Here is a 26,985-nt window from a genome sequence, read left to right as displayed (position 1 = left end):
TGGCTCAGCTGTCGGCCAGGATGTGGGAGAGCTCCGTGTCGAGGTCGAAGTGCCGGTGCTCGGTGCCCGGTGGCACCGCGGCGTCGGTCCGCTTCAGGAACGACTCCAGGGCCCTCGCCGGGGCCTCGAGCAGGGCTTCGCCCTCGGGGGAACTCAGCGCGATGCAGACGACTCCCTGACCGTGGCTGCGGGACGGCCAGACCCGGACGTCGCCCGTGCCGGTGGGCCGGTGCAGCCCCTCGGCGAGAAGGTCGCGGGCGAAGACCCATTCGACCGTCTCCTCGGCTCCGGTGTGGAAGGTGGCGTGCACGGCATACGGATCGGCCGTGTCATACCGCAGGCCCGCGGGTACAGGCAGTGAGGACTCGCTCGACACAACGAGGCGCAGGTGCAGCTCGCAGCTGACCGTGGTGTTCATAAGCGCCAGGGCCTTTCGCTCAGTGTGCGCTCGGGGATTCGCACGTCGGCGAAATCGACATGCCACCTACGGTGCCGTTGTAAACCCCTCTGTCTGTTTTGTGATCGTTCAGGTAGCTCGATCGGCGGCGTGTGACTTTGGGTAATACCGCCATTTCAGCGGGCCTCGTCGGGACGGGCGGTCCGGTAGGTTGGGATGCATGAATGCGGACAGTGACGAGCGGGCGGGGGAGTCCGTGGCGAGCGCGGCGCCCGGCCCGGAAAAGCCGGAGCAGGCTGACGAGACGCCGCTGGGATCCCGGGCGCCCGAGTTCATCAAGGCGCGCCGGACCCTGCACATGAGCTGGCAGGTCGGCGTCTTCGTCGTCGGACTCGCCGTGGTCGGCGCCGGCATCGTGATGCTGCCCCTGCCCGGCCCCGGCTGGCTGGTGATCTTCGCCGGCATGGCGATCTGGGCGACCGAGTTCGTCTGGGCCCAGCTGGTGCTCCGCTGGACCAAGCGCAAGGTCACCGAGGCCGCCCAGAAGGCCCTCGACCCGAAGGTCCGGCGCCGCAACATCATCCTCACCACCATCGGCCTGGTGATCATCGCCGCGCTCGTGGGCTTCTACGTCTGGAAGTTCGGCCTCGTCATGCCGTGGAAGATCGATCAGTGACCCGGACGTGGTTCGGGAGCCCCGCTGACATGCGGTAATGTTTGCGGTGCGCCCGGGCGATTAGCTCAGTGGGAGAGCACTTCGTTCACACCGAAGGGGTCACTGGTTCGAACCCAGTATCGCCCACCACCCGGCCCGAAGGCCCGGAGACGATCACGTCTCCGGGCCTTCGGCGTTCCCGCGCCTCCCGGCCGGGCCCGCCCGCCGTCAGCGCATCCTGCCGAGCCGCTCCCGCAGCCGGCGGGCGTCGCGCAGCCGCTGCTCGTACGTCGCCCCCACCGCGAGCAGCAGCAGCCCGGCCAGGGCCGGCGGCAGCCAGCGCGGCAGCGCGCCCACCACCTGCACCACGTACGGCGCCAGCTCGTGCAGGCCGTCCAGGACGAGCACCGCCCCGCCGAGCACCAGCGGCGCCTGCAGCCGGAACCGGGCGCCGAGCAGCGTCACCGCCAGCGCCGCGAGCCCGAGCAGCAGCGGGCGCGTCCCCTGCGCGTCCGTCCAGGCCGCGAACAGGCTCGGCACCAGCGTGACCGCCAGACCCGGTCCGTACGCCGCCCAGGACGACGCCTCCGGATCGCGGCGCCGCCGCAGCACACCCACCGCCAGGGCCGGGACGGTCACCGGCAGCGCGTACGCCTCCGGGGCCGTCACGCCCCACACCGCGAGCCGCACCCACGCGGCCAGGACGAACAGCACCGCCGCCGTCGCCGCGGCCACCGTGCGCCGCTCGGGCCGCAGCGCCGTCGCCGACGCGATCACCCCGGCCAGGCCGAGCCCGAGCGCGAGCAGCGCCGGCCGCCCCGCGGCGACGCCGAGCCCCAGACCGCACAGCGCCACCCCGGCGCCCGTCGCCTCCACCACCACGGCCACCGGATGCCGCCGCAGCCACGCCCCGGCCGCCGCCGTCCCCGCGGGCACGGCGAGCAGCACCAGCCCGCTCACCGCCACTCCCAGCCGCCCGGCCGCCGCGCCCGCACCGACGAGCCCGGCCACCGCGAGCACCGCTGCCGACGCCCCGACCAGGCGCCGCACCCCGGCCCCGTACCCCGCGACCCCGCCGCACAGGACCGCGAGCACCCCGAGCACCGCGAACGTCGCCGCCCGCGCGTCGAGCCCCAGCGCCACCGCCGACAGCGCCGACGCCAGCCCGCATCCGAAGGCGAGCCACGCCAGGACCGACGCCGGCTCCGCCGGGACGGCCGCCGCGACCGCGCCCGGCGGCACCGCCCTGGACGTCCCGGGTGCCTCGGGCCGGACCAGGCCGCGCGCCAGGACCGCCGGGCGCACCGAGACCGCCAGGCCCGTCGCCGCCGCCAGGAGCTGGAACGCGAGCCCCGCCGCGTACGGCAGCTCCAGCGACACCGGCAGGGCGACGAGCAGCGCCCAGCCCAGCGCGACGGCGCCGCAGCGGGCCCAGACGCGCGGCACCACCGCGAGGGCGCCCACCGCGAGCAGCAGCACCAGCGGAGCCGCCGCCGGGAAGCCGGACAGCATCCGCCCGCTGTCCGTGTGCGTCCCCGACCACACCGGTGACGTCCGGCCCAGCGGACCGAGCACACCCACGAGGGACGGCGGCAGCGCCCACACGACCGTGAGGCCCAGCGCCCCGCCGCCCGCCAGCGCGAGCCCCGTGCGCAGCGCCGGCACACCCGCGAGCAGCCGCCACGCCGCCCCGGCGAGGACCACCGCGACCAGCGCGTACGCCGGCACCGCCCACGCGACCGGCACCACCGCGCGCAGCAGACCGCCCACGGCCGCGATCCCCGACAGGCCCGCCCCCGTGGCCGCGGCGACGGCCGCCGGGGCGTGGCGCGTGGCCAGGTACAGCAGCACCCCGGCACACACGAGCAGCAGCAGGGCGCCCCGCACCGGGGACGAGAGGGAGAGGGCCAGGCCGGTCAGCAGCGCCCAGCCGCCCAGACCCGCCGCGCCCGCACCGGCCGTCACCCGCGGCGCGAGCGGCGCCGTGAAGAGGACCACCACCAGGTCGAGCACCGCCGTCGCGAGCGCCGCCCACGCCACCGGCACCACACCGCCACCGGCGGCCAGCACCCCGAGCGGCAGCGGCAGTTGGGCCGCGACCACCCCGGCCGGGACCGGCATCCGCAGCCCGGACAGCGCCGCGCCGTACCCCGCCCAGGCACCCGCCAGGACCGCCGAGGCCACCGCCGTGTACGCGAGCGCGTCCGTGTCCGGCAGCGCCACCCGGTGCAGCGCGTACGCGTCGAGGACCGTCAGGACCAGACCGAGCGCCGCCACCGCCTCCGCCGTCGACGCGAGCCCCCGGCGCAGCAGCAGCGCCGGCGCGGCAAGCGCGGCCGAGGTCACGACCGCGAGCACCGCCGACCGGCCGCCGATGCCCATCGTTCCCCAGCTCACCAGCGTGAACACCAGCGCGGCGACCGTGAGCAGCACCCCGCCGAGGGTGAGCAGCACGTTCTGCGTGCTGCGCGGCGTCGCCTCCGGACGGGTCGGTACGGGTGCGGGCCACGGCGCCGTCGCCGGGCCGGCCGCCGGCACCCGTGGGGCGAGCACCCGCAGCAGCCAGTCGCGGCGCAGCAGCAACTGGGCCCGGCGGGCGTCGAGTCGGGCCAGTTCGCGGTCGACGAGCACCAGCTCTTCCGCGGGAGGCAGGGAGGAATCCATAGCCGGAGTGTGGCCCCGGACACAGCCCCGGGGAATGCGCGCGGATACTCAGATCCGGCCCTGAGTAGCCCACACTGGCTCCATGGACTGGTGCCACTACCGATTCCGCACCGTCTGGCGGCTCGCCGTCCCGCCCGACGCCGTCTACGCCGTCCTGGAACGCGCCGAGGAGTACCCGAGCTGGTGGCCCCAGGTCCGCGAGGTCGTCCCGCACGACGAACGCACCGGCACCGCCCGCTTCCGCTCGCTGCTCCCGTACGACCTCCACGTCACCGCCGAGGCCCGGCGCCGCGACCCGGACGCCCGCGTCCTGGAGATCCGGCTCGGCGGCGACCTGGAGGGCTGGGCCCGCTGGACGCTCACCGCACTGCCCGGCGGCACCGGCACCCGCGCCCTCTACGAGCAGGAGGTCGAGGTCAGGAACCCGCTCATGCGCGCCTTCGCCGTACCCGGGCGGCCGCTGTTCCGCGCCAACCACGCCCTGATGATGCGCGGCGGCCGCCGCGGACTCGCCGCCCGGCTGCGCCGCCAGGACCCGTCCCGGTCCGCGCCGGTCCGGCCGGTTTGAACGAAACCCCGGCGGGCCTGTATGGTTTCACCCGTTGCCCGGGCGATTAGCTCAGCGGGAGAGCACTTCGTTCACACCGAAGGGGTCACTGGTTCGATCCCAGTATCGCCCACCGGGTAAGGCAGGCCGGTCCGTCGAAAGACGGACCGGCCTCCTTCGTTTCCGGCCCCGCTTCCCGCGCGCGCTTCCCGCACCCCGCCTCCGGTACTCGCCTCGAACGCCCGGCTCACGCCGCCGTCCGCAGCTCCGGACGCAGCGGCCACGCCGGATCCACCGTCTCCGGCGTGCCCTGCCGCGCGAACCACGCCTGCAGGCCCCGCGCCTGTGCCGCGTGCCACACCGACTGCAGCGTGTGCAGCTCACTCGGTGTCAGCCGCTCCAGCCGCGAGGCGAACCGCCGCCCCACCGCCCGTACGACGTCCATCGCGGCCCGCGCGTCCGCCGCGGCGTCATGCGCGCCGTCGAGCACGACCTCGTAGTGCTCGCACAGGTCCGTCAGCGTCCGCCGGCCCTTGCGGTACCGGTCCAGGTGCTTGTCCAGGACCCGCGGGTCGAGCACGCACAGCGGCACGTGCTCCATGTAGCGGCCCAGCGACGACGCCCGATGGCGGCGCAGCTCGCGGTCGAGGATCGTCAGGTCGAACGGCGCGTTCATCACCACCAACGGGCGGCCCGCCGCGCTCTGTTCGGCTATCGCCCGGGCCAGCTCCTCCACCACCGGCGACGGCCACCGCCCGTTGCGCTGGAGGTGATCGTCCGTCAGGCCGTGTACGGCCGTGGCCTCCGGCGGCACCGGTATGCCCGGGTTCACCAGCCAGCGCGTCACCCGCGGGCGCATGCCCGCCGCGTCCTGGACGACGAGGGCGGCGGACACGATGCGGTCCTGCTCGACGTCCACTCCTGTGGTCTCCGTGTCGAAGGCGGCCAGGGGCCCCTCGTACCAGTGCGTCGTCATCCCCGAACTCCTCGCACGTGCGCGGCAGATGGCCATCCCCCTGCCCGAATCGTTGATACCCGGGCTGTTTGCGCCGTACGCGGACAGGTCACAACAGAGGTGACGGGGAAGGGAATCGACATGGCGCTCGCCCAGCCCGAGTCGGGAGGGCTGCCGCCCCAGCGGGCAGCACCGCTGCGCGGCTCGCTCGCCACCACCGCCTGCATGGAGACCCTCCAGGTCGGATACCTCCACGCGGTCGCGGCGGCGGCCGGCTGCTCGCTCGCGCAGCCGTTCCCCGACAACGGCATCGACTGGCACGTGAGCCACAGCGCTCCGGGACACACCGTCGACGACGAAGTGACGATCAAGGTGCAGCTCAAGTGCACCTACCAGATACCGCCGCGCACGACAGGCCCCGGAGCCCCCACCGCGTTCTCGTTCACGCTCGACAACGAGCACCTGGTGAAGCTCGCCCGCAGCCCCGTGGCCGTCCACAAGATCCTGGTCGTGATGCTCGTCCCGCGGGACCGGGAGGAGTGGCTGCGGGCCGGCCACGACGGGCTCGACCTGCGCCACTGCTGCTACTGGATCAACCTGGCCGGCCACCCGGTCACGGGACGCCGCCGGACCACCGTGCGGATCCCGACGACGCGGATCTTCGACGACCGGGCGCTCTGCGAGATCATGGCGCGGGTCGGCGTGGGAGGGAGACCCTGATGCACCGGCCGATCGACGAACCCGAGAACGGTGCCGGTCACGGCCCCGGCCCCCTGCTCCCGCCCACCCACCCCGTACCGCCCGTGTCGCCGCCCTTTCGCCCGCACCCCGCGCCCGGCGAACTCCCCGGCCACTGGACCGGCGTCCCCGCCGCGCCCCTCGGACCCTGGGCCGACGCGGGCGACACCCCCGACCCCGGCCGGGTCGACCCCCGCGTCCTCGGCGCGCTGCTCGCCCGGCACGGCTGGCGGCGCCGCGGCGGGGCCGCCGGCCGCTACAGCCGCTGGAGCCCGCCGGGTCCCGAGGCCGGCAGCCGCGGCACCAGCCTCCTCGTCCCGGACAGCCGCGCCTTCCCCGACTGCGAGGACCTGATCGGCGAGGCCCTCACCGCCCTCGCCCGCAGCGCCGCGCCCTCCGCCCGCGAGGTCCTCACCGGCCTCACCGTGCCCAGCGACGAGATCCGCTGGTGGCGCGACGTGCCGCCGGGCCCGGCCGGGCCGGTGCCCTGGCCCGTACAGGAACAGCTGAGGTCCGCCGCCCGGGGCGTGCTGCTCGCCGGCGCGCTCGCCGTCCGCGGCCGGGCCGGCTACCACGGCGCCCGGCACCGGCGGCAGGCCCAGGCGTCCCTGGAGTCCGTCGTCGTCGGCGCCGCCCCCGGCGGCCGCGGGCTGACCGCCTTCCTGCCCGTCGACCCCGGCCGCGCCGTCACCGTGCGGCTCTACCACGCTCTGTACGCGGCCCGCGAAGCCGTCGACTACCGGCGCGCCACCGGCGGCATGGAGGCGTTCGACACCGCCGTCGAGGCCGGCGTCAGCCGCGAACTCACCGACGCGCTCGTCGCGCTCGTGCGCGGCACGGAGGGCGCCAGCATCACCCTGGAATGGTCCCCGGCGGCCGGCACCCCCGAGGGCTGCGCCGCCCGCCCCGAGCCCGTCGAGTTCTCGCCCGGCGACCTGCCCGCCCTGCGCGAGGCCGGCACCCGCTACCGGGCCGGCGAACCCTCCGTACCCGTACGCATCACCGGCACCGTCGTCCGCATGCGCCGCTCCGGCCCGCGCGGCGAGGGCACCGTACGGCTCCGGGTCCTCGCCGGCGCGGAGGTCGGCCACGTCCGCGTCACCCTCGACGAGGAGGGCTACCGCACCGCCGGCCACGCGCACCTCGTCGGCCTGCCGATCCGGGTCGTCGGCCGGCTGGAGAGCCGCGGCGGCTTCCGGCGCCTGACCGACGCGAGCGGAGTCGTACCGGTGCAGGTGGACGAGGCCGAACGGGACCGGCTGATGAAGTCGATCCACGGGACGGCCGGGGACGGGGACTTCTTCGAGGAGGCGTGCGGGCCGGGCGAGGAGTGATCACCGGGACACCGGGGCCGGAGGTGACGCACGGGTAGGATCGACAACCGTGCGGCACCTCGTCTCTGCCGCGCACCGCCGGCGCCGGCACCTCGTGTCTGCCTGCGCCCCTATGTATGGAGCACCCGTGTCTGAAGTCCGTGTGACCGTCCAGTCCGCCTCCGGGCCCGAGGAGAGGACGGTGAGCGCGGGCACCACGGCCGGCGCCCTGTTCGCCGACGACCGCACCGTCATCGCCGCCCGTGTCGCGGGCGAGCTGAAGGACCTGTCGTACGAGCTCGCCGAGGGCGATGCCGTCGAGGGCGTCGAGATCTCCTCCGAGGACGGCCTCAACATCCTGCGCCACTCGACCGCGCACGTCATGGCCCAGGCCGTGCAGGAGATCTTCCCCGAGGCCAAGCTGGGCATCGGCCCGCCGGTCCGGGACGGCTTCTACTACGACTTCGACGTGGCGAAGCCGTTCACGCCCGAGGATCTCAAGGCCATCGAGAAGCGGATGCAGGAGATCCAGAAGCGCGGGCAGAAGTTCGCCCGCCGCGTCGTCACGGACGAGGCGGCCCGCGAGGAGCTCGCCGACGAGCCGTACAAGCTGGAGCTCATCGGCATCAAGGGCGCCGCGTCGACCGACGACGGTGCGAACGTCGAGGTGGGCGGCGGCGAGCTGACCATCTACGACAACCTGGACGCGAAGACCGGCGAGCTGTGCTGGCGCGACCTCTGCCGCGGCCCGCACCTGCCCACCACCCGGAACATCCCGGCGTTCAAGCTGATGCGCAACGCCTCGGCGTACTGGCGCGGCGACGAGAAGAACAAGCAGCTCCAGCGCATCTACGGCACCGCCTGGCCGTCGAAGGACGAGCTGAAGGCCCACCTCGACTTCCTCGCCGAGGCCGAGAAGCGTGACCACCGCAAGCTGGGCAACGAGCTCGACCTCTTCTCCATCCCGGACGAGATCGGTTCGGGCCTCGCGGTCTTCCACCCGCGCGGTGGCATCATCCGCCGGGTCATGGAGGACTACAGCCGCAAGCGGCACGAGGAGGAGGGCTATGAGTTCGTCTACTCGCCGCACGCGACCAAGGGCGCCCTCTTCGAGAAGAGCGGCCACCTGGACTGGTACGCGGAGGGCATGTACCCGCCCATGCAGCTCGACGGTGGTACGGACTACTACCTCAAGCCCATGAACTGCCCGATGCACAACCTGATCTTCGACGCGCGCGGGCGCTCCTACCGTGAGCTGCCGCTGCGCCTGTTCGAGTTCGGCACCGTGTACCGGTACGAGAAGTCCGGTGTCGTGCACGGCCTGACCCGTGCCCGTGGCTTCACCCAGGACGACGCGCACATCTACTGCACCCGCGAGCAGATGTCGGAGGAGCTCGACAAGACGCTCACCTTCGTTCTGAACCTGCTCCGCGACTACGGTCTGACCGACTTCTACCTGGAGCTGTCGACCAAGGACCCGAAGAAGTTCGTCGGCTCGGACGAGGTGTGGGAGGAGGCCACCGAGACGCTGCGGCAGGTGGCCGAGAAGCAGGGCCTCCCGCTGACCCCCGACCCGGGCGGCGCCGCGTTCTACGGCCCGAAGATCTCGGTCCAGGCGAAGGACGCCATCGGCCGTACCTGGCAGATGAGCACCATCCAGCTGGACTTCAACCTGCCGGAGCGCTTCGACCTGGAGTACACGGCGGCGGACGGCTCGCGCCAGCGGCCGGTCATGATCCACCGCGCGCTCTTCGGCAGCATCGAGAGGTTCTTCGCGGTGCTCCTGGAGCACTACGCGGGCGCCATGCCGCCGTGGCTGGCCCCGGTGCAGGCGGTCGGCATCCCGATCGGCGACGCGCACATCGAGTACCTGCAGGAGTTCGCCGCCGAGGCGAAGAAGAAGGGTCTGCGGGTCGAGGTGGACGCCTCGTCGGACCGCATGCAGAAGAAGATCAGGAACTGGCAGAAGCAGAAGGTCCCGTTCATGATCATCGTCGGCGACGATGACATGAACGCGGGCACGGTCTCCTTCCGCTACCGCGACGGTTCGCAGGAGAACGGGGTTCCGCGTGACCAGGCGCTGGCCAAGCTCGTTGACGTGGTGGAGAAGCGCGTCCAGGTGTGACCTGCTCCCCGCGTGAGCGGGGATGGCCCCATGCATGAGATGCAGAATCGGGGACAGTAGTTGTGCTCCCTGCTTCGGCGGGGTCAAGAGGCCCCCGGGAAATCCCCCGGGGGCCTCTTCCCGTCCCCGCGCTCGTCCTCCCGGGTGAAGACCTGGATCAGCCACGACGAGAACGAACCCGTCACCGCGCCGAGCAGCGCGAGCCCGCAGGCCATCAGACCCACGGCGACCACGCGGCCCCAGGGGGTCACCGGGGTCACGTCGCCGTAGCCCACGGTCGCCAGGGTCGAGCAGGCCCACCACACCGAGTCGCCGAAGGTACGGATCGTCGCGCCGGGTGCGCCGTACTCGGCCTGGTAGACGGCGAGCGCGCCGGCGAAGCCGATCAGGGCGGTGGAGAGGCCCGCGTACGCCATGACGCGGGCGTAGAGGGTGAGCCGGGGCTTGTCGTGGCGGCGCTGCATCCGGTCGTAGACGCGTACCACCTGCAGCGGGCGCAGCAGCGGCAGCACGAGGACGACGGTGTCGAGGAAGTGCCGGCGCACGAAGCGCCAGGCAGTGAGGCCGCTGAGCCGGAGGCGTACGGCGTAGTCGACGACGAAGACCGCCCAGGCGGCGAAGATCAGTGCCAGGCAGAGGTCCCGCCAGGCGTCGGGCAGGTCGTGGGCGAGCACATGGATCGCGTACCCGCCGAGGTAGACCAGGGAGGCCACCGCCAGCGGGGTCTCCATCCGTCGGTCCCAGCGTTCCTGGCGGGGCGGTTTCGGCGGACTGTCGCTCATCGGATCAGCATGGCCCGTGCACGGATCTTCCGCCCCGGCGACACGTTCCGAACGGGCGACGCAATATGCTGCACAGCATGACGACTGAGCCGGAACAGCAGATCGGAGTGGGGACGCAGGACGCGTTCCAGCGCCTGTGGACGCCTCACCGGATGGCGTACATCCAGGGCGAGAACAAGCCGACCGGGCCGGGGGCCGAGGACGGCTGTCCCTTCTGCACGATCCCGTCGAAGTCGGACGAGGACGGTCTGGTGATCGCGCGGGGCACGAGCGTCTACGCGGTGCTCAACCTGTACCCGTACAACGGCGGGCACCTGATGGTGGTGCCGTACCGGCACGTCGCGGACTACACCGATCTGGACGCGGACGAGACCTCGGAGCTGGCGGAGTTCACGAAGCGGGCGATGGTCGCGCTGCGGGCCGCGTCGGGGGCGCACGGGTTCAACATCGGCATGAACCAGGGTTCGGTGGCGGGCGCCGGGATCGCCGCGCATCTGCACCAGCACGTGGTGCCGCGCTGGGGCGGGGACACGAACTTCATGCCGGTGGTCGGGCACACGAAGGTGCTGCCGCAGCTGCTCGCGGACACCCGGAAGATGCTGGCCGACGCCTGGCCGGCCGGTATCTGATCCGTACTGCCGTATCCCGGATCCGAGATTTCGGATCCGGGATTTCGCATTTCTGATCCCGGATCCGGGATGTTGGATCCAGGATGTTGGATCCGAGATTTCCGATCCGGGATGGTGGATTTCGGATCCGGGATAGTGGATCCAACATCCCGGACACGGGATCCCGTCCGACGCCCTACGCGTCGTAGAGGTCCGCCTTCTTCGGGCCCGGATCCTGGATCCCGCCGCTCAGCAACAGCGAGCGCGTGTTGAAGCGTTCCGTGTCGACGTTGTGGTCGTCGAGCACCTTGATCGTCGCCGCGTGGACCGCCCGCAGCACCGGAGTGGCGGCGCGGATCGCGTCGTCGGCCATGAAGCGGTGCCGCCAGGGCTGGCCGGCCCAGGCGTGGCGCAGGCCGAAGGGCTCGGGCAGGACGAGCTTGCCGCCGAGGAAGTCCAGGACCGGCGGGAACCAGGTCAGCGGGGCGCGCACGGCCTGGCGGACGACGTCGTCGGTGTCGGTCAGCGGCAGCTTGATCTCGCGGGTCTCCCAGAACCGGACGGTCTTGGAGACCTCCTTCGTCTTCGCCTTCGGCTTCGTCGTGAACAGGCCGTGCACCGGGCCGAGGGCGTGGCCGGTGACCTCGACGCGCAGGGTGTGGTGGAGCGAGGTGACCGTCACCATCATGGTGAGGACGAGCTGGCCGTCCCACAGCGTGAACTGGACGCCGAGGTAGTGGCGGTTGCCGGCGCCGAACTGCTGGTCGTTGCAGATGCGCTGTATCTCGTGCGGCTTCACCTGGTAGTGGACGATGTTCTCGCCCTCGGGGCGGGCGACCTCGTCGGCGCCCTCGCCGACGGGGGAGACGATCCAGTGCTTGACCGTGGGCTTGGGGAAGCCGGTCTTGAGCGAGCCGCGTTCGAGCAGGGTGAGCTCGGTGTGGATCTGGCGGACGACGTCCCAGGCGCGGAAGTCGTGGATCTCCTTGCCGTTCTGCGGGATCAGCTCCTCGGCGAGGGTCCAGCTGCCCCAGCGGGTGCCCATGCCCAGTATTCCCTTGGGGCCGGCGTAGAAGACGACGTTGGACTGCTGCTCGGCGGTCAGCTTCTCCAGGTTGACGCGGAGTTCCTCGGCGGTCTTCTCGGTGGGGTCCTTCGGCACGGCCTCGGGGATGGCGGCGCCGATGCCGCCGCCGCTGAGCAGGCCGGTCCAGCGGTCGCGCAGGTCGACGGCGGTGGTCTCGCAGATGCGGCGGGCCAGGAACCAGCCGACGACCGGCGCCACGATCATCGCGCGCAGGTAGTTGGGCAGCAGCCCGTCCCACGGCAGCTTGAGCAGTACGAGCACCGCGAAGAGGCCGGCGGCGGCGAGCAGCACGGTGCCGACGGTGCTGGTGCGCTTGTTCTCGGAGCCGGCGGCGACGCGGCGGAGCTGGATGACGCCGAGCCAGAGCAGCAGCCCGGGCAGGAACAGCACGCCGAAGACGAGGGTGACCAGGGTCAGTTTGGTGTCGCGCCGCTTGCGGATGCCGGTGGCCGCGAGGCAGTGCTCGACGACCGGCTGCGGGTCGGCGCCGAAGGACTGGATGAGCGGCTTGCGGGCGCCGCCGAGCATCCGGACCTGGACCGCGCGGGAGAAGGCCTCACCGAGGTCGGGCCGGAAGAGCTTGGCCCATTTGCCTTCCTTGACCGTCGACTTGTGCCACTCGTTGTTGGCGTCCAGGATCGTCTCGACGGGGCTGTCGCGGTACGCGGCGGAGGCGAGGGCATGGGTCGCCGCCGTCTGTGCGTCCGAGCCCTGCAGGGGGATCTGTGCCCCGGGTCCGAAACTGCCGATCGTCACTGCCGCCCCCATCGCCACGGTTCCTGTGCGGGCTGTTCCCAACCGCCGGGCCCCGCACACCTTCTGAGCTGGGCACCACAGCGTAACCGGGCGACACCGGATGCGTCACGGGAGTGCGCCGGGACGGCCGAATGGCCGAATGCCGCCCGCCGGAGGGGAGTTGGGCGGGCGGCACGGGCTGCCGGTGCGTCAGGAATCACTCCTCGTCAGCGGATCGTGCGCCAATCGTGTGCCGGCCGGCTGTCGGTCAGGCGCCGCTCCGGCGCCGGTCCGGTGCCGCTCCGGTACTGGTCAGGCGCCGTTCTCCGCCCGGGTGCGGATCTTGTCGGCGAGGTGGGCGGGCATCGGTTCGTGCCGGGCGTACGCGCGGTCGAAGCTTCCCGTGCCGTGCGACACCGAGCGCAGGTCGATCGCGTACCGCCCGATCTCGATCTCCGGGACCTCGGCGCGCACCATGGTCCGGCCGGGGCCGGCCTGCTCGGTGCCGACGACCCGGCCGCGCCGCCCGGACAGATCGCTCATCACCGGGCCGACGTAGTCGTCCGGAACCAGGACGGTCACCTCGGCGACCGGCTCCAGGAGGTGGATGGGCGCGTCGGCGGCGGCTTCGCGCAGGGCGAGGGCGCCGGCCGTCTGGAAGGCCGCGTCCGAGGAGTCCACCGAGTGCGCCTTGCCGTCGCGCAGGGTGACCCGGATGTCGACCAGCGGATGGCCGGCGGCGACCCCGCGGGCCGCCTGGGCGCGGATGCCCTTCTCGACGGAGGGGATGAACTGGCGCGGGACGGCGCCGCCGACGACCTTGTCGACGAACTCGATGCCGCTGCCCGGCGGCAGCGGTTCGACGTCGATCTCGCAGATCGCGAACTGGCCGTGCCCGCCGGACTGCTTGACGTGCCGGCCGCGGCCGGCGGAGGCGGCGCCGAAGGTCTCGCGCAGCGACACCTTGTGCGGCACGGTGTCGACCTGCACGCCGTACCGGCCGCGCAGCCGCTCCAGGGCCACGTCGGCGTGCGCCTCGCCCAGGCACCACAGCACCACCTGGTGGGTGTCCTGGTTCTGTTCGAGCCGCATCGTCGGGTCCTCGGCCACGAGCCGGGCGAGGCCCTGCGAGAGCCGGTCCTCGTCGGCCTTGCTGTGCGCCTCGATCGCCAGCGGCAGCAGCGGCTCCGGCATCGACCACGGCTCCATCAGGAGCGGCGCGTCCTTGGCGGAGAGCGTGTCGCCGGTCTCGGCCCGGCCCAGTTTGGCCACGCAGGCGAGGTCGCCGGCGACCGCGTGGGCGAGGGCGCGCTGCTGTTTGCCGAACGGCGAGGTCAGCGCGCCGACCCTTTCGTCGACATCGTGGTCCTCGTGCCCGCGGTCGGTGAGCCCGTGGCCGGACACGTGCACGGTCTCGTCGGGCCGCAGGGTGCCGGAGAAGACCCGGACCAGCGAGATCCGGCCCACGTACGGGTCGGAGGAGGTCTTCACGACCTCGGCGACCAGCGGCCCGTCCGGGTCGCACACCACCGCGGGGCGGGCCGCGCCCTCGGGGGTGGTGACGGCCGGCGCCTCGCGCTCCAGCGGGGTCGGGAAGCCGCGCGTGATCAGCTCCAGGAGCTCGACCGTGCCCAGGCCCTGCTTTCCGCCGTCGCCCGCCGGGGCGGCGGCGAGCACGGGATGGAAGGTGCCGCGCGCGACCGCCTTCTCCAGGTCGTCGACGAGCGTCTTGAGGTCGATGGTCTCGCCGCCGAGGTAGCGGTCCATCAGGGTCTCGTCCTCGCTCTCGGCGATGATCCCCTCGATGAGCCGGGCCCGGGACTCCGCGATCAGCGGCCGCTGCGCCTCGTCGGGCGGGTCCTCGCGCCGTGCCCCCGTCGAGTAGTCGAGGATCCGCTCGGTGAGCAGCCCCACCAGGCCGGTGGCCGGGGCGTGCCCGTCGGCGGCCTCGGCGCCGCGCACGGGCAGGTAGAGCGGGAGCACGGCGTCGGGGTCGTCGCCGCCGAAGAGCGAGGCGAGGATCTCCGTGAGCTGGGTGTAGTCGGTGCGGGCCGTGTCCAGATGGGTGACGACGATCGCCCGGGGCATGCCGACGGCCGCGCACTCCTCCCACACGGCTCGGGTCGAGCCCACGAGCGCGTCGGGCTCCTGGGCGGCCGAAACGACGAAGAGGGCCGCGTCCGCCGCGCGCAGACCGGCCCTCAGCTCTCCGACGAAGTCGGCGTATCCGGGGGTGTCCAGAAGGTTGATCTTGCAGCCGTCCCATTCGACGGGGACGAGCGAGAGCTGTACGGAACGCTGCTGGCGGTGCTCGATCTCGTCGTAGTCCGAGACCGTGCCGCCGTCCTCGACGCGCCCGGCCCGGTTGACCGCGCCCGCGGTCTGCGCCAGGGCCTCGACGAGGGTCGTCTTGCCCGATCCGCTGTGGCCGACCAGCACCACGTTCCGTACGGCCGAGGGCCGGTCGGCCGTTGGAGCCCTGCCGGCGGCTCCGGAGTGGGGGTTCGCCTTGTCGCCCATGATGTTCCTCCCGACTGCTCGCACGGTGAGGTGGCGGCGCGGGCGCGGGGGAGCGCGAGGACGGCCCGGTGGGGGCGCGTGTCGCGTGCGGCTCCTTCGGACGCCCGCGGTCGTCCTTCGAGCTTTGCACCGACGTCACGGTGCGTCCATACGTCGTACGCGCGACGGCTCCGTACCGTTCTCCCGTGCCGTGCCCGGGTGCCGCCGCTGCGGCCGGGGCCCGCGTGGCTACGATGGGTGAGCCGGTGGTCATCGGGACCGCGCGGCCGCCGAACCTCGGGAAGGCCATGCTGAACAAGTACGCGCGTGCGTTTTTTACGCGTGTCCTCACACCGTTCGCCGCGTTTCTGCTCCGCCGGGGCGTGAGCCCCGACACCGTCACGCTCATCGGCACTGCCGGTGTGGTGGCCGGCGCACTGGTCTTCTTCCCGCGCGGAGAGTTCTTCTGGGGCACGATCGTCATCACGCTGTTCGTCTTCTCGGACCTCGTGGACGGCAACATGGCGCGGCAGGCGGGCATCTCCAGCCGCTGGGGCGCCTTCCTCGACTCGACGCTCGACCGGGTCGCCGACGGGGCGATCTTCGGTGGCTTCGCGCTCTGGTACGCGGGCAAGGGCGACGACAACATCCTGTGCGCCGTGTCGATCTTCTGCCTGGCCGCCGGTCAGGTGGTGTCGTACACCAAGGCGCGCGGTGAGTCGATCGGCCTGCCGGTCGCCGTCAACGGCCTGGTCGAGCGGGCCGAACGCCTGGTGATCTCGCTGGTCGCGGCCGGTCTGGCGGGCCTCCACACGTTCGGCGTGCCCGGCATCCAGGTGCTGCTGCCCATCGCCCTGTGGATCGTGGCGGTCGGCTCGGCGGTGACCCTCGGACAGCGGGTCGTGACGGTACGCAGGGAAGCGGCGGAGGCGGACGCCGCCGCCCGGGGGAGCGAGGCGGCGTCGTGAGCGACGGCATGCGGGAGAAGCTGGCGGACGGCCTCTACGGGCTCGGCTGGGCCACCGTGAAGAAGCTGCCCGAGCCGGTGGCCAAGGGCCTCGGCCGGCGGATCGCCGACACCGTGTGGAAGCGGCGCGGCAAGAGCGTGCTGCGCCTGGAGGCGAACCTCGCGCGCGTCGTGCAGGACCCGACGCCGGCGCGGCTCCAGGAGCTGTCGAAGGCCGGCATGCGCTCGTACATGCGCTACTGGATGGAGTCCTTCCGGCTGCCGACCTGGAGCAAGGAGCGGGCGGCCAACAGCTTCGACCCGAAGGACGTCCACTACCTGACCGACGGTCTCGCGTCCGACCGGGGAGTGATACTCGCCCTGCCGCACATGGGCAACTGGGACCTCGCCGGCGTGTGGGTGACCCGGGCGCTCGGCACCCCCTTCACCACCGTCGCCGAGCGGCTCAAGCCCGAGACGCTGTACGACCGGTTCGTCGCCTACCGCGAGTCCCTCGGCATGGAGGTCCTGCCGCACACCGGCGGCTCCGCCTTCGGCACCCTGGCGCGCCGGCTGCGCGCCGGCGGACTCGTCTGCCTGGTCGCCGACCGCGACCTGTCCGCCTCCGGCGTCGAGGTCGACTTCTTCGGGGAGAAGGCGCGGATGCCCGCCGGCCCCGCGATACTCGCCCAGCAGACCGGGGCGCTGCTGCTGCCCGTCACGCTCTGGTACGACGACACCGACGTCATGCGGGGCCAGGTGCACGCGCCGATCGAGGTGCCCGAGTCGGGCACCCGGACGGAGAAGACCGCCGTCATGACGCAGGCCCTCGCCGACGTCTTCGCCGGGGGCATCGCGGACCACCCGGAGGACTGGCACATGCTCCAGCGGCTGTGGCTCGCGGACCTGGAGGCGAACCGCTCTTGAGGATCGGCATCGTCTGCCCGTACTCCTGGGACGTGCCGGGCGGCGTCCAGTTCCACATCCGCGACCTCGCCGAGCACCTGATCCGGCTCGGCCACGAGGTCTCCGTCCTCGCGCCCGCCGACGACGACACGCCGCTGCCGCCGTACGTCGTCTCCGCCGGCCGCGCCGTGCCCGTGCCGTACAACGGCTCCGTGGCCCGCCTCAACTTCGGCTTCCTGTCCGCCGCGCGGGTCCGGCGCTGGCTGCACGACGGCACCTTCGACGTCGTCCACATCCACGAGCCGACCTCCCCGTCGCTCGGGCTGCTCACCTGCTGGGCGGCGCAGGGCCCGATCGTGGCCACCTTCCACACCTCCAACCCGCGTTCGCGCGCGATGATCGCCGCGTACCCGATCCTCCAGCCGGCGCTGGAGAAGATCAGCGCCCGGATCGCCGTCAGCGAGTACGCCCGCCGGACCCTGGTCGAGCACCTCGGCGGCGACGCCGTCGTCATCCCCAACGGCGTCGACGTCGACTTCTTCGCCCGCGCCGAGCCGAGGAAGGAGTGGCAGGGAGGCACCCTCGGCTTCATCGGCCGCATCGACGAGCCGCGCAAGGGCCTGCCGGTGCTGATGAAGGCCCTGCCGAGGATCCTCACGGAGCGCCCCGACGCCCGGCTGCTCGTGGCCGGGCGCGGCGACGAGGAGGAGGCCGTGGCCTCCCTGCCCGCCGAGATGCGCTCGCGCGTCGAGTTCCTCGGCATGGTCAGCGACGAGGACAAGGCCCGTCTGCTGCGCAGCGTCGACGTGTACGTCGCGCCGAACACCGGCGGAGAGAGCTTCGGCATCATCCTCGTCGAGGCCCTGTCGGCGGGTGCGCCGGTGCTCGCCGCCGACCTGGACGCCTTCGCCCAGGTCCTCGACCAGGGCGCGGCCGGCGAACTCTTCGCCAACGAGGACGCCGACGACCTCGCCGACCGCGCGATCCGCCTCCTCGGTGACAAGGCCCGCCGCGCCGGACTCGCCGAGCGCGGCTCGGCGCACGTACGGCGCTTCGACTGGTCGACGGTCGGCGCGGACATCCTCGCCGTGTACGAGACGGTGACGGACGGCGCGGCCTCGGTGGCGACGGACGAGCGTGCGGGCGGGGGGCTGCGGGCGCGGCTGGGCCTCTAGGCCCGGCCCCCCGGCGTGCCGATCGCCCGGACAGGGGCCGCGCTGTCGTGGCAGCCTGGGTCGATGATCTTCGTGGAGACGATCGACCTCGGCCACTTCACCCGTCCCGCCGCCGAGTGGGGCGGTCCCCACGACCGCGACGAGCCCGCGCTCGCCTACCTGGTGCGCCACCCGCGCGGCACCGTGCTCTTCGACACCGGCATGGGCGAGGGCTCGCCCGAGACCGACGCGCACTACCGGCCCGTGCGGCGGCCGCTGCCCTTCGGGCCCGGGGACGTGGACGTCGTCGTCAACAGCCATCTGCACTTCGACCACATCGGCGGCAACCAGCGCCTCGCGGACACCCCCGTCCTCGTCCAGCGCACCGAACTCGCCACCGCCCGTGCCGGCGGCCACACCATCGACTCCCTGCTCCCCGGGGTCCGTTACGAGGAGATCGACGGCGAGTACGAGATCGCGCCCGGCGTACGGGTGGTGCCCACGCCCGGGCACACCGACGGCCACCAGTCGCTCCTCCTCGACCACGGCACGGACCTGACCCTCCTCGCGGGTCAGGCGTACGACGTCGCCGCCGAGTTCGGGACGCCGTACCGGCCCTGGCTCGCGCGGCTCGGCGAGCTCGCGGCCGGGCGGCCGGTGCGTGTCCTGTTCGCCCATGACCGGGGGCTTTGGGAAGGTGTGCTGCCGGCGCCCCGGTAGCCTGTGCGCCCGTGACCGAAACCCTGATCTGGACCGTCGTCGCGCTGATCGTCGTCGGCGTCTACCTGAGCTGGACCGCCGGACGGCTCGACCGGCTGCACACCCGTATCGACGCCGCGCGCGCCGCGCTCGACGCGCAGTTGCTGCGGCGCGCCTCGGTCACCCAGGAGCTGGCCACGTCGGGGATCCTCGATCCGGCCGCCTCGATCGTGCTGTACGAGGCCGCGCACGCGGCCCGGCAGGCCGAGGAGGACCATCGGGAGGTCGCCGAGAGCGAGCTCAGCCAGGCGCTGCGGGCGGTGTTCGGGGAGCCCGAGCAGGTCGGCCTGGTGCGGCAGGCGCCGGGCGGCGAGGACGCGGCGGGGGAGCTCGCGGCGGCCGTGCGCCGGGTGCCGATGGCGCGGCGGTTCCACAACGACGCCGTGCGCGCCGCGCGGGCGCTGCGCCGCCACCGCAAGGTCCGCTGGTTCCGGCTGGCCGGCCACGCCCCGTTCCCCATGGCCTTCGAAATGGACGACGAACCGCCCGTCGCCCTTGCGGATCGTCCCGCCTGACCGCGCTCGGCCTTCGTAACCAGTCAAAACGAGCCACCGGGTGTGCATTGGCCCTTGATGTGGACCGGGCGTGGCCTGTTTCCTCGCTCTAGTCGTCAACCCCGTTGTCACGAGTGAGGTACCCCGTGTCCACCACGCCTTCCATCAACGCCCAGTCCCCCGAGACGGGCACCGCCCGCGTCAAGCGCGGCATGGCCGAGCAGCTCAAGGGCGGCGTGATCATGGACGTCGTCAACGCCGAGCAGGCGAAGATCGCCGAGGACGCGGGCGCCGTGGCCGTCATGGCCCTGGAGCGGGTCCCGGCCGACATCCGCAAGGACGGCGGCGTGGCCCGCATGTCCGACCCGAACATGATCGAAGAGATCATCGAGGCCGTCTCCATCCCGGTCATGGCCAAGTCCCGCATCGGCCACTTCGTCGAGGCCCAGGTCCTGCAGTCCCTCGGCGTCGACTACATCGACGAGTCCGAGGTCCTCACCCCGGCCGACGAGATCAACCACTCCGACAAGTGGGCCTTCACCACCCCCTTCGTCTGTGGCGCCACCAACCTGGGCGAGGCCCTGCGCCGCATCGCCGAGGGCGCGGCCATGATCCGCTCCAAGGGCGAGGCCGGCACCGGCAACGTCGTCGAGGCCGTCCGCCACCTGCGCCAGATCAAGAACGAGATCGGCCAGCTGCGCGCCCTCGACAACAACGAGCTGTACGCCGCCGCCAAGGAGCTGCGCGCCCCGTACGAGCTCGTCAAGGAGGTCGCCGAGCTCGGCAAGCTGCCGGTCGTGCTGTTCTCCGCCGGTGGCGTCGCCACCCCGGCCGACGCCGCGCTCATGCGCCAGCTCGGCGCCGAGGGCGTCTTCGTCGGCTCCGGCATCTTCAAGTCGGGCGACCCGGCCAAGCGCGCCGCCGCCATCGTGAAGGCCACCACCTTCTTCGACGACCCGAAGGTCATCGCGGACGCCTCCCGCAACCTGGGCGAGGCCATGGTCGGCATCAACTGCGACACCCTGCCCGAGGCCGAGCGCTACGCCAAGCGCGGCTGGTAATCACCGATGAACCACACTCCCGACAGCCCCGTCATCGGGGTTCTGGCCCTGCAGGGCGACGTACGGGAGCACCTGATCGCCCTGGCCGCGGCTGACGCCGTGGCCAGGCCGGTCCGGCGCCCCGAGGAGCTCGCCGAGGTCGACGGCCTGGTCATCCCGGGTGGCGAGTCCACCACCATCTCCAAGCTGGCCGTGCTGTTCGGCCTGATGGAGCCGCTGCGCGAGCGGATCGCCGCGGGACTCCCGGTCTACGGCACCTGCGCGGGCCTGATCATGCTCGCCGACAAGATCCTCGACCCGCGCTCGGGCCAGGAGACCTTCGGCGGCATCGACATGATCGTCCGCCGCAACGCCTTCGGGCGGCAGAACGAGTCCTTCGAGGCGGGCGTCACCGTCACGGGCATCGACACCCCCGTCGAGGGCGTCTTCATCCGTGCGCCGTGGGTCGAGTCCGTGGGCGCCGAGGTCGAGGTGCTCGCCGAGCACGGCGGCCACATCGTGGCCGTGCGCCAGGGCAAGGCCCTCGCCACCTCGTTCCACCCCGAGCTGACCGGCGACCACCGGATCCACGAGCTCTTCGTGGAGATGGTGCGCGCCGAGAGCTGATCCGTTCCCGGTAGGATCTCTGGGGTTCGTTCAGAAATTGGTTACGCGAAGGAGACAGGCAGATGTCCGGCCACTCTAAATGGGCTACGACGAAGCACAAGAAGGCCGTGATCGACGCCAAGCGCGGCAAGCTCTTCGCGAAGCTGATCAAGAACATCGAGGTCGCGGCCCGCACCGGCGGCGCCGACCCCGAGGGCAACCCGACGCTCTTCGACGCCATCCAGAAGGCGAAGAAGTCGTCGGTCCCCAACAAGAACATCGACTCGGCCGTGAAGCGCGGCGGCGGCCTCGAGGCCGGCGGCGTCGACTACGCGACGATCATGTACGAGGGTTACGGCCCGAACGGTGTCGCGGTGCTCATCGAGTGCCTCACCGACAACCGCAACCGCGCCGCCTCCGACGTGCGCGTCGCCATGACCCGCAACGGCGGCTCGATGGCCGACCCGGGCTCCGTCTCGTACCTGTTCAACCGCAAGGGCGTCGTCGTGCTGCCCAAGGGCGAGCAGACCGAGGACGACGTCCTGGAGGTCGTGCTCGACGCGGGCGCCGAGGAGGTCAACGACCTCGGCGAGAGCTTCGAGGTCATCAGCGAGGCCACCGACCTGGTCGCGGTGCGCACCGCGCTCCAGGAGGCCGGCATCGACTACGACTCGGCCGAGTCCAGCTTCGTCCCGACCATGCAGGTCGAGCTCGACGAGGAGGGCGCGCGCAAGATGTTCAAGCTCATCGACGCCCTCGAGGACAGCGACGACGTGCAGAACGTCTTCGCCAACTTCGACGTCAGCGACGAGGTCATGGAGAAGGTCGACGCCTGATCGCGGGCCGATCGCGTTCCATCTCAGCAGCGGGCCGACGGGGACACACCCCGTCGGCCCGCTGCTTTGTGCCGCGTTGTCAGTGGCAGCCGATAGCCTGCACAAACAGACTTGCGAACCGTGCGAGCGGTGCGACCAGGGAGGGGCGGCGTGCGCGTACTCGGGGTGGACCCCGGACTCACCCGATGCGGTGTGGGCGTGGTCGAGGGCGTCGCGGGACGCCCGCTGACCATGCTCGGCGTCGGAGTCGTCCGCACGCCCGCCGACGCCGACATCGGCATGCGGCTCGTCGGCATCGAGCGCGGCATAGAGGAGTGGCTCGACCGCTTCCAGCCCGAACTCGTCGCCGTGGAGCGGGTGTTCAGCCAGCACAACGTGAGCACGGTGATGGGCACGGCCCAGGCCAGCGCCGTCGCCATGCTCTGCGCCAGCCGCCGCGGACTGCCCGTCGCCCTGCACACCCCCAGCGAGGTCAAGGCCGCCGTCACCGGCAGCGGACGCGCCGACAAGGCGCAGGTCGGCGCCATGGTCACCCGGCTGCTCCGGCTCTCCGCGCCGCCCAAGCCCGCCGACGCCGCCGACGCCCTCGCCCTCGCCATCTGCCACATCTGGCGCGCCCCCGCCCAGAACCGCCTCCAGCAGGCCGTCGCCCTGCACGCCTCGAAAGGCCGCCCGTCATGATCGCCTTCGTCAGCGGCCCGGTGGCCGCCCTCGCCCCCACGACCGCCGTCGTCGAGGTCGGCGGCGTCGGCATGGCCGTCCAGTGCACCCCGAACACCATCGCGGGCCTCCGCGTCGGCGAGCACGCCCGCCTGGCCACCTCCCTGGTCGTCCGCGAGGACTCGCTCACCCTGTACGGCTTCGCCGACGACGACGAGCGCCAGGTCTTCGAGCTGCTCCAGACCGCCAGCGGCGTCGGCCCCCGGCTCGCCCAGGCCATGCTCGGCGTGCACAGCCCCGACGCGCTGCGCCTCGCCGTCTCCACCGGCGACGAGAAGGCGCTGACCGCCGTCCCCGGCATCGGCAAGAAGGGCGCCCAGAAGCTCCTCCTCGAACTCAAGGACAAGCTCGGGGCCCCGCTCGGCAGCAGCGGCCTCGTCGGCGCCCAGCGCGCCGCCGCCACCGGCCCCGCGCCCTGGACCGAGCAGCTCTCCGCCGCCCTCGTCGGCCTCGGCTACGCGAGCCGGGAGGCGGAGGAGGCGGTCGTGGCCGTCACCCCGCAGGCCGAGGCCGCGATCGCCGCGGGCGGCTCCGCCCCGGTGCCGCAGCTGCTGCGGGCCGCGCTGCAGACCCTGAACCGCGCGCGCTGACGGGGCTGGTTCTCAGCCCGTCCGGCGTTCGAGGACACGGCCGCAGGCCGTTCGGGGTCCGGGACGGAGCCCCGGTTCCGGGAAGGGGCGGGGTGGGGAACGGCCCGCCGCAGGCGCTCCCTACCGCCCGCACCCCACCGCCCCGCACCCCCCACCCCACCGCACCACCACCGAGAAGGCAGACACCGTGAACTGGGACGACGAGACGGACACCGCCGAGCCGGACGCGCGCCTCGTCGGCGCCTCCGCCGAGGGCGACGACCAGGCCGTCGAGGCCGCGCTGCGGCCCAAGGACCTCAGCGAGTTCGTCGGCCAGGAGAAGGTCCGCCAGCAGCTCGACCTCGTCCTCAAGGCCGCCCGCCAGCGCGGCGCCACCGCCGACCACGTGCTGCTCTCCGGTGCCCCCGGCCTCGGCAAGACCACCCTGTCGATGATCATCGCGGCGGAGATGAACGCGCCGATCAGGATCACCAGCGGCCCCGCCATCCAGCACGCCGGCGACCTCGCCGCGATCCTCTCCTCCCTCCAGGAGGGCGAGATCCTCTTCCTCGACGAGATCCACCGGATGTCCCGGCCCGCCGAGGAGATGCTCTACATGGCGATGGAGGACTTCCGCGTCGACGTCATCGTCGGCAAGGGCCCCGGCGCCACCGCCATCCCGCTGGAGCTGCCGCCCTTCACCCTGGTCGGCGCCACCACCCGGGCCGGCCTGCTGCCGCCGCCACTGCGCGACCGCTTCGGCTTCACCGCGCACATGGAGTTCTACGAGCCGCACGAGCTGGAGCGGGTGGTGCGCCGCTCCGCCGGGCTGCTCGACGTCGAGATCGACACCGCCGGCGCCGCCGAGATCGCCGGCCGCTCCCGCGGCACCCCGCGCATCGCCAACCGGCTGCTCCGCCGCGTCCGCGACTACGCGCAGGTCAGGGCCGACGGCGTGATCAACCGCGAGATCGCCGGCGCCGCCCTCGGGGTGTACGAGGTCGACAGCCGCGGCCTCGACCGGCTCGACCGCGCGGTGCTGCAGGCGCTGCTCGGGCTCTTCGGCGGCGGACCGGTCGGCCTGTCCACCCTCGCGGTCGCCGTGGGGGAGGAGCGCGAGACCGTCGAGGAGGTCGCCGAACCCTTCCTCGTACGGGAGGGACTCCTGGCCCGTACGCCCCGTGGCCGGGTCGCCACTCCGGCCGCATGGACCCACCTCGGAATGGTTCCGCCGCAGGCCGCGGGCCCGGGCGCGGCGGGCAGCGGGGCGGGAACGGGACAACAGGGTCTCTTCGGGGCGTGACGGCGCGGAGACTCGCCCGTTCGGGAACGGACCTGCGATGCTGGGCGTTGTTCCATCGATGCGGACTCGCCTAGACTCCGCCGATGCCGCCCTTATGGTCGGCGCATCCACCCCCGAATCAGGCCGCGGAGTCTTCCCCGGCCTTGCGAAGGAAATTCCGTCCCGTGAATAACATCGGCATGCTCCTCCCGTTCATCGTGCTCATCGGGGCCATGTTCCTCATGACCCGCTCTGCCAAGAAGAAGCAGTCGCAGGCGGCGGAGATGCGCAACCAGATGCAGCCCGGAACCGGCGTACGCACGATCGGGGGGATGTACGCCACCGTCAAGGAGATCGGCGACGAGACGGTCCTCCTCGAGGTCGCGCCCGGCGTCCACGCGGTCTACGCGAAGAACGCCATCGGCGCCGTCCTGGAGGACTCCGAGTACAACCGGATCGTCCACGGTGACGACCCGGAGACCGTCGTCCCGGACGACGCCTCGTCGCTGACCGAGACCGCCGACGCGGCCGCCGAGGACACCTCGGCCGAGGTCAAGACCGACCTCACCAAGAAGGCCGACGCCGGCGAGGGCGACAAGGACGGCAAGGCGGACGGCGAGACCGAGGCCAAGTAGTCGCGCGCGGGAGCCGTGCGTCGCCGACCCGGCGCGCGCGGCTCCCGCGACGGTCTCACGTCTGCGGGGGCAGGTCCCCACACACACTTCGTGGCCGTCTCCCGCCCAACCGGTGGGGGCGGTTTGGACAGGGAGAAACGACAAGGTGGCAGCACCGAAGAAGGGCCGAAGGCCGGCGGGGGGCCAGAGCCGGCCGGGCCGCGCCCTGGCACTCATTCTGATCGCCATGGTCGCGCTCACCGGCGGCATGTTCTGGTCGGGGCACACCACCCCGCGCCTGGGCATCGACCTCGCCGGCGGCACGTCGATCACGCTCAAGGCGAAGGCGGAGCCCGGACAGGAGTCCGCCGTCAACGAGACCAACATGAACACGGCGGTCGGCATCATCGAGCGCCGTGTCAACGGTCTGGGTGTCTCGGAGGCCGAGGTCCAGACGCAGGGCCGCGAGAACATCATCGTCAACATCCCCAAGGGGACGAACGAGCAGCAGGCCCGCGACCAGGTCGGCACCACCGCTCAGCTGTACTTCCGGCCGGTCCTCGCGGTCGCGGCCGCCGAGCAGCCGCAGCCGAACCCGAGCGCCACCCCGAGCGGCACCAAGTCCGGCTCGCCCAAGCCCACCGCCTCCGCGCCCACCGCGGACCAGGGCAAGGACGGCAAGGGCGGGAAGTCCGCCACCCCGACGGCCACCGCCTCCACCCAGGGCCGCGCCGTCACCGAGGCCCTGAAGGCCCCGACCCCGACGGCCACCGCGAGCTCCTCCTCGTCGCCGAAGGCGACCGGCACTCCGAAGCCGAAGCCGACGGCCGACGCCGCCACCGCCGCCCTGCAGCAGAAGTTCGCGGCGCTGAACTGCCTCGACCCCAAGCAGCGCTCCGCCGCCGGCCAGGGCGTCAAGCCGGCCGACCCGGCCGTCGCCTGTGGCAAGAACTCGATCGGCCAGTGGGAGAAGTACCTGCTCGGCCCGGCCGAGGTCGAGGGCAAGGACGTCGACGACGCCAAGGGCGTCTTCGACCAGCGCCGTGGCATGTGGATCGTGACCATGGACTTCACGGACTCCGGTTCGAAGAAGTTCCAGACGATCACCAGCAAGCTGTCGACGCAGACCGAGCCGCAGAACCAGTTCGCGATCGTCCTCGACGGCGAGGTCGTCTCGGCCCCGTCCGTGCGCCAGACGCTCTCCGCGAGTGCCGAGATCTCCGGCAGCTTCAACCAGCAGTCGGCCCAGGACCTCGGCAACATCCTGTCCTACGGTGCCCTGCCGCTCTCCTTCCAGACCCAGAGCGTCGACACCGTCACCGCCGCCCTCGGCAGCGACCAGCTCCAGGCGGGTCTGATCGCCGGCGCCATCGGCCTCGGCCTGGTCATCATCTACCTGGTGGTCTACTACCGCGGCCTGTCGCTGATTGCCATCCTCAGCCTCGCCGTCTCGGCCCTGCTCACCTACGTGATCATGGCCCTGCTCGGCCCGGCCATCGGCTTCGCGCTGAACCTGCCGGCCGTCTGTGGTGCCATCGTGGCCATCGGCATCACCGCGGACTCGTTCATCGTGTACTTCGAACGCATCCGTGACGAGCTGCGCGAGGGCCGCACCCTGCGTCCGGCCGTCGAGCGCGCCTGGCCGCGGGCCCGCCGCACCATCCTGGTCTCCGACTTCGTGTCGTTCCTCGCCGCCGCGGTGCTCTTCATCGTCACCGTCGGCAAGGTCAAGGGCTTCGCGTTCACGCTCGGCCTGACGACGCTGCTCGACATCGTCGTGGTGTTCCTCTTCACCAAGCCGGTCATGACGCTGCTGGCCCGTACGAAGTTCTTCGGCAACGGCCACAAGTGGTCCGGTCTGGACCCGAGGCGTCTCGGTGCCAAGCCGCCGCTGCGCCGCTCCCGCCGCACGTCCGCCCCCGCCGCTGGCCCTGTCGACACGAAGGAGGCGTGA

At 72.4% G+C, this 26,985-nt stretch carries 25 protein-coding genes and 2 tRNA genes; 21 read left to right on the top strand and 6 right to left on the bottom strand.

Annotated features, from left to right (window positions below):
- Positions 1 to 4: 4 nt before the first annotated feature.
- Complete coding sequence (locus ACFYU9_RS26850; protein ID WP_015032345.1) at positions 5 to 418, bottom strand: SsgA family sporulation/cell division regulator; 414 nt, start codon at positions 416 to 418, stop codon at positions 5 to 7.
- Positions 419 to 617: 199 nt separating this feature from the next.
- Here ACFYU9_RS26850 and ACFYU9_RS26845 point away from each other — a divergent pair, with 199 nt between their 5' ends.
- Positions 618 to 1,073, top strand: a complete 456-nt coding sequence (locus ACFYU9_RS26845; RefSeq protein WP_389212826.1) for a TIGR02611 family protein — start codon at positions 618 to 620, stop codon at positions 1,071 to 1,073.
- 54 nt (positions 1,074 to 1,127) lie between these two features.
- A tRNA-Val gene (locus ACFYU9_RS26840) sits at positions 1,128 to 1,202 on the top strand.
- Positions 1,203 to 1,280: 78 nt separating this feature from the next.
- Here the strand turns inward: ACFYU9_RS26840 and ACFYU9_RS26835 are convergent.
- Positions 1,281 to 3,716, bottom strand: coding sequence for an SCO7613 C-terminal domain-containing membrane protein (locus ACFYU9_RS26835; protein WP_389346306.1), 2,436 nt, complete (start codon positions 3,714 to 3,716; stop codon positions 1,281 to 1,283).
- A gap of 82 nt (positions 3,717 to 3,798) precedes the next feature.
- On the opposite strand from ACFYU9_RS26835, the gene ACFYU9_RS26830 reads away from it, so the two are divergent.
- A complete protein-coding gene (locus ACFYU9_RS26830) occupies positions 3,799 to 4,284 on the top strand; it encodes an SRPBCC family protein (protein WP_389346305.1) in 486 nt (161 codons plus the stop codon).
- Positions 4,285 to 4,324: 40 nt separating this feature from the next.
- Positions 4,325 to 4,396 (top strand) — tRNA-Val (locus ACFYU9_RS26825).
- Positions 4,397 to 4,510: 114 nt separating this feature from the next.
- Here ACFYU9_RS26825 and ACFYU9_RS26820 read toward each other — a convergent pair.
- Positions 4,511 to 5,239 (bottom strand): 3'-5' exonuclease, encoded by a 729-nt coding sequence (locus tag ACFYU9_RS26820; RefSeq protein ID WP_389212832.1) that lies wholly within the window; start codon positions 5,237 to 5,239, stop codon positions 4,511 to 4,513.
- A 120-nt stretch (positions 5,240 to 5,359) separates the two neighbouring features.
- On the opposite strand from ACFYU9_RS26820, the gene ACFYU9_RS26815 reads away from it, so the two are divergent.
- The 3 genes from ACFYU9_RS26815 to thrS all read left to right on the top strand — a co-directional run bounded on the left by ACFYU9_RS26815 (position 5,360) and on the right by thrS (position 9,394).
- Entirely contained in the window at positions 5,360 to 5,938 is a 579-nt protein-coding gene (locus tag ACFYU9_RS26815; protein WP_389212834.1) for a DUF4365 domain-containing protein, read from the top strand.
- Positions 5,938 to 7,290, top strand: a complete 1,353-nt coding sequence (locus ACFYU9_RS26810; RefSeq protein WP_389346304.1) for a hypothetical protein — start codon at positions 5,938 to 5,940, stop codon at positions 7,288 to 7,290. The genes ACFYU9_RS26815 and ACFYU9_RS26810 overlap by 1 nt, the downstream gene beginning before the upstream one ends.
- 127 nt (positions 7,291 to 7,417) lie before the next feature.
- On the top strand, positions 7,418 to 9,394 hold the full coding sequence (gene thrS / locus ACFYU9_RS26805; RefSeq protein WP_389346303.1) for a threonine--tRNA ligase: 1,977 nt from the start codon (positions 7,418 to 7,420) through the stop codon (positions 9,392 to 9,394).
- Positions 9,395 to 9,477: 83 nt separating this feature from the next.
- Here thrS and ACFYU9_RS26800 read toward each other — a convergent pair whose 3' ends face one another.
- Positions 9,478 to 10,176: a potassium channel family protein gene (locus tag ACFYU9_RS26800; protein ID WP_389212838.1), complete on the bottom strand. Its 699-nt coding sequence runs from the start codon at positions 10,174 to 10,176 to the stop codon at positions 9,478 to 9,480.
- Positions 10,177 to 10,241: 65 nt separating this feature from the next.
- Here ACFYU9_RS26800 and ACFYU9_RS26795 point away from each other — a divergent pair, with 65 nt between their 5' ends.
- Positions 10,242 to 10,805 (top strand): HIT family protein, encoded by a 564-nt coding sequence (locus ACFYU9_RS26795; protein ID WP_389212839.1) that lies wholly within the window; start codon positions 10,242 to 10,244, stop codon positions 10,803 to 10,805.
- 175 nt (positions 10,806 to 10,980) lie between these two features.
- Here ACFYU9_RS26795 and ACFYU9_RS26790 read toward each other — a convergent pair whose 3' ends face one another.
- Both ACFYU9_RS26790 and ACFYU9_RS26785 read right to left on the bottom strand, forming a co-directional pair.
- The gene (locus tag ACFYU9_RS26790; RefSeq protein ID WP_389212840.1) at positions 10,981 to 12,639 is read right to left on the bottom strand and encodes a hypothetical protein; all 1,659 of its coding nucleotides are present in this window, start codon (positions 12,637 to 12,639) and stop codon (positions 10,981 to 10,983) included.
- A gap of 279 nt (positions 12,640 to 12,918) precedes the next feature.
- On the bottom strand, positions 12,919 to 15,126 hold the full coding sequence (locus ACFYU9_RS26785; protein WP_389346302.1) for an elongation factor G-like protein EF-G2: 2,208 nt from the start codon (positions 15,124 to 15,126) through the stop codon (positions 12,919 to 12,921).
- 233 nt (positions 15,127 to 15,359) lie between these two features.
- Here ACFYU9_RS26785 and pgsA point away from each other — a divergent pair, with 233 nt between their 5' ends.
- From pgsA to secD, 13 genes are all read left to right on the top strand, one after another.
- Positions 15,360 to 16,073 carry a phosphatidylinositol phosphate synthase gene (pgsA, locus tag ACFYU9_RS26780; protein WP_389213131.1) on the top strand — a complete coding sequence of 238 codons (714 nt, stop codon included), beginning with the start codon at positions 15,360 to 15,362 and terminating at the stop codon, positions 16,071 to 16,073.
- Positions 16,074 to 16,081: 8 nt separating this feature from the next.
- On the top strand, positions 16,082 to 16,978 hold the full coding sequence (locus ACFYU9_RS26775) for a phosphatidylinositol mannoside acyltransferase (protein WP_389213133.1): 897 nt from the start codon (positions 16,082 to 16,084) through the stop codon (positions 16,976 to 16,978).
- Positions 16,975 to 18,132, top strand: coding sequence for a glycosyltransferase family 4 protein (locus ACFYU9_RS26770; RefSeq protein WP_389212842.1), 1,158 nt, complete (start codon positions 16,975 to 16,977; stop codon positions 18,130 to 18,132). The genes ACFYU9_RS26775 and ACFYU9_RS26770 overlap by 4 nt, the downstream gene beginning before the upstream one ends.
- Before the next feature lie 63 nt (positions 18,133 to 18,195).
- Positions 18,196 to 18,831 carry an MBL fold metallo-hydrolase gene (locus ACFYU9_RS26765; protein WP_389212844.1) on the top strand — a complete coding sequence of 212 codons (636 nt, stop codon included), beginning with the start codon at positions 18,196 to 18,198 and terminating at the stop codon, positions 18,829 to 18,831.
- A gap of 11 nt (positions 18,832 to 18,842) precedes the next feature.
- On the top strand, positions 18,843 to 19,385 hold the full coding sequence (locus tag ACFYU9_RS26760; RefSeq protein ID WP_389346301.1) for a hypothetical protein: 543 nt from the start codon (positions 18,843 to 18,845) through the stop codon (positions 19,383 to 19,385).
- A gap of 125 nt (positions 19,386 to 19,510) precedes the next feature.
- Complete coding sequence (gene pdxS / locus ACFYU9_RS26755; protein WP_389212847.1) at positions 19,511 to 20,425, top strand: pyridoxal 5'-phosphate synthase lyase subunit PdxS; 915 nt, start codon at positions 19,511 to 19,513, stop codon at positions 20,423 to 20,425.
- Between the two features lie 6 nt (positions 20,426 to 20,431).
- Positions 20,432 to 21,031 carry a pyridoxal 5'-phosphate synthase glutaminase subunit PdxT gene (gene pdxT, locus ACFYU9_RS26750; protein WP_389212849.1) on the top strand — a complete coding sequence of 200 codons (600 nt, stop codon included), beginning with the start codon at positions 20,432 to 20,434 and terminating at the stop codon, positions 21,029 to 21,031.
- Positions 21,032 to 21,093: 62 nt separating this feature from the next.
- On the top strand, positions 21,094 to 21,846 hold the full coding sequence (locus tag ACFYU9_RS26745) for a YebC/PmpR family DNA-binding transcriptional regulator (RefSeq protein WP_389212851.1): 753 nt from the start codon (positions 21,094 to 21,096) through the stop codon (positions 21,844 to 21,846).
- A gap of 150 nt (positions 21,847 to 21,996) precedes the next feature.
- A complete protein-coding gene (ruvC, locus tag ACFYU9_RS26740; RefSeq protein WP_389212853.1) occupies positions 21,997 to 22,527 on the top strand; it encodes a crossover junction endodeoxyribonuclease RuvC in 531 nt (176 codons plus the stop codon).
- On the top strand, positions 22,524 to 23,156 hold the full coding sequence (ruvA, locus tag ACFYU9_RS26735) for a Holliday junction branch migration protein RuvA (protein WP_389346299.1): 633 nt from the start codon (positions 22,524 to 22,526) through the stop codon (positions 23,154 to 23,156). The genes ruvC and ruvA overlap by 4 nt, the downstream gene beginning before the upstream one ends.
- A 187-nt stretch (positions 23,157 to 23,343) precedes the next feature.
- Positions 23,344 to 24,438: a Holliday junction branch migration DNA helicase RuvB gene (ruvB, locus tag ACFYU9_RS26730; protein ID WP_389346298.1), complete on the top strand. Its 1,095-nt coding sequence runs from the start codon at positions 23,344 to 23,346 to the stop codon at positions 24,436 to 24,438.
- Between the two features lie 179 nt (positions 24,439 to 24,617).
- Complete coding sequence (yajC, locus tag ACFYU9_RS26725) at positions 24,618 to 25,052, top strand: preprotein translocase subunit YajC (RefSeq protein ID WP_389213135.1); 435 nt, start codon at positions 24,618 to 24,620, stop codon at positions 25,050 to 25,052.
- Between the two features lie 145 nt (positions 25,053 to 25,197).
- Positions 25,198 to 26,985 carry a protein translocase subunit SecD gene (gene secD / locus ACFYU9_RS26720; RefSeq protein WP_389212858.1) on the top strand — a complete coding sequence of 596 codons (1,788 nt, stop codon included), beginning with the start codon at positions 25,198 to 25,200 and terminating at the stop codon, positions 26,983 to 26,985.

The sequence above is a fragment of the Streptomyces sp. NPDC004327 genome (assembly GCF_042873935.1).
GTDB lineage: Bacteria > Actinomycetota > Actinomycetes > Streptomycetales > Streptomycetaceae > Streptomyces.
The sequence above is the reverse complement of the archived record's forward strand: the minus strand, read 5'-3'. Positions and strand labels throughout refer to the sequence as shown.